Below are 2,429 nucleotides of genomic sequence, written 5' to 3' on the forward strand. Positions count from 1 at the left end.
AAGATTGATGCGGCTTTGCACCCAGATCTGTGCCACCGCGGTGTCGCTCAGCCCCGAAGGATCCGTGACCGTGTAAGTGATTTCGTCAAAGAGATGCTCACCGGCCGCAAGGTTGTCGAAAGCGGCCACCCCGGTCGGATCGTAAACGAATTCACCGTCAACCAGACCAATCGACGCACCGCGCAGACTGGTGGGCGAGATCAATGTCACGGTCAATCGATCATTGACGTCGGGATCGAAGTCGTTGACGATCAAATCGGCCGGATTGATTGCGACGGGAACGCCGGCCCGGGTGTACAGCGTCGGCGTCAGCTCGGTCGCAAGATCGTCCACCGCGGTCGGACCGGCGTTCTCTCCGCTGATGGTCAGATAGACGGTGGCTGTTGCGGGTTGATTGCCGCTATCGCGCAGCGAGTACGTAAAACTGTCCGTGATCGTTTCGCCACTGGCAAGCGAATCAAACACGCTGCCGGGAGTGAACGTGAAGCTACCGTCCGGCGCCACGCTGACCACGCCGCCCCATCGTGTTCGCGGATCGAATGAATCGATCTCCGACACACCGACCGCGTCGTTGGCACGCAAGCCGTTTGCCGCGTCGACCGTTAGCAGCGCCGATGCGGACGAGGAATAGTAGTCGGTGACGGCAACCGCAGCGGCCGAAGAGGGAACCTGCATGGCAAGTTGCAACTCGCCCGTCGTCGCTCCTTGGGACAAGTCCGCGACCGTGGCGGTCGCAAATCCGGCGGTCGGTGCGGTGGTTGCCGTGTAACCGAACGTCAGCTGATCCCCAGCACCCAAACCGTCGACAGCCGGATCGATCGCCGCCAACGTGATGGAATCCGATCCGGGAACAACCGAGACGCTCCAAGTCGGGGGAACGACCAGATCGCTGACAGTGACGTCCGCCGGGATCGGAACCGAAATCGAATCGAGACGTCGCGAGAGTTCCGCGGCACCGGTCGCCGTGATCACGTAGCGGTACTCGTTTCCGATGGGCGTGACGCCGACTTGCAGCTCGGGCGCCACCGAGGAGTCGCGCGTCCATGACACTTCGGTCGGTTGACTCTGGCGTCCGAGTGCGTCGATCGCGGAGAAGTACAGCGTGTGATCGCCGTCCGGGAACGGAGCTCCATTGATCGACTCGATGTCCGTCGGCGTCAGCGTGAACTCGCCCGCGTTCAGATAATCGTTCAGGTCGAACACGCGTCGGGTGAACGTGGGATCGGTGCTGACGATTGCGTTGGTGATCGCGTTTTCGGCGCGCAATTGGCCTTGGACGATCGGCGGCGTCAGCGTGCCCTGGTCGATCACGTCGAAGGTAAACGTCGGGGGCAGCAATTCGCCGCGCGTGAACACGAACGTTTGCTCGGTGATGTTCCCCGCCGGGTCTTCGCTGGTCACCAGGAACTCGTTCGCGCCGACTTCCAAATCGACGACGAAGAAGAACAACCCCGAAGCATCGATCGTGGGCGTCTCGTTTTGCCCGCTCATCGTGACACGGCTTCCCGGTTCCGCCGCCCCGATCATGTTGACTTGGTTGTCGGTGGTGTGATTCGCTCGGACGCTGCTTCGATGGAATTCGAGCATCTCCAGCGTGACCGCCCGCGGGGGTGTCGCATCGATGGTCAACACGAGCGGATCGGACGGTCCGGCAAGATTGCCCGCGGCGTCTTCGATGGTCGCCGTCAGGCTGTAGGTTCCCGAATCGAGTGTCGGCAACGTGTACTGGGCGACTCCGGTCGACAGGACTTCGCCGACAAAACTCCCGTCGGCAAAGAACTTGACCAGGGCCCCTCGCTCGGCGAACAAACGGACGGTCGGTTCGGTCTGGGCGGTCAGATTGTCAAACTGATCGTGCCCCAGATCGTCGGACGTGACCAAATCTGGCGGGGCTTCGATCGGTGGCCCCGTGCGGTCGAGATCAAACTGAAGCTCGGCACTGGATTCATTGCCCGCCGCGTCGGTCGCGACCATTGACAACAGATGGCGTCCGTCGGGTAACGTGTCACCGAACAGCAATTCCAGTCGTGCCAAGTCGATCGAAAGCAGGTCTTCGTTGAGCGCCGAGGTGATGTCGATCGGCGCTCGACCGTCCAGCGATCCGACCAGTGACACCACATCGGAAGCGTCTCGGACCAGACCGCCGATCGTCGGATCTTGGGTGCGGGTGTCGGTATCGCTGCGTCCGGTGTCGTTGACCAGATCGATTTCGAAAATCGGTCCGTCTTGATCGACGAACACGACGTTCAGGTTGACCGTTGCAGTGTTGCCGGCTGGATCGGTCGCCAGAACCTGCAACGCATTGGTGCCGGGCGTCAGCTCGACGCCTTCGATTTGGAACCGGTCAAACTCACCGGCCACGGTGAAGTTTGGTCGTCCGACCAGTTCGAGACGGGTGCCTCTTTCGGCCGTGCCGACGAGGGTGACCG

General features: G+C 61.6%; 1 protein-coding gene. It reads right to left on the minus strand.

The features are described from left to right. On the minus strand, positions 1 to 2,361 hold a 2,361-nt coding region (locus ABX749_RS29655), incomplete at its 3' end, for an Ig-like domain-containing protein (protein ID WP_372899215.1). Positions 2,362 to 2,429: the final 68 nt, after the last annotated feature.

The organism is Stieleria sp. (genome assembly GCF_041595215.1).
Taxonomy (GTDB): domain Bacteria; phylum Planctomycetota; class Planctomycetia; order Pirellulales; family Pirellulaceae; genus Stieleria; species Stieleria magnilauensis.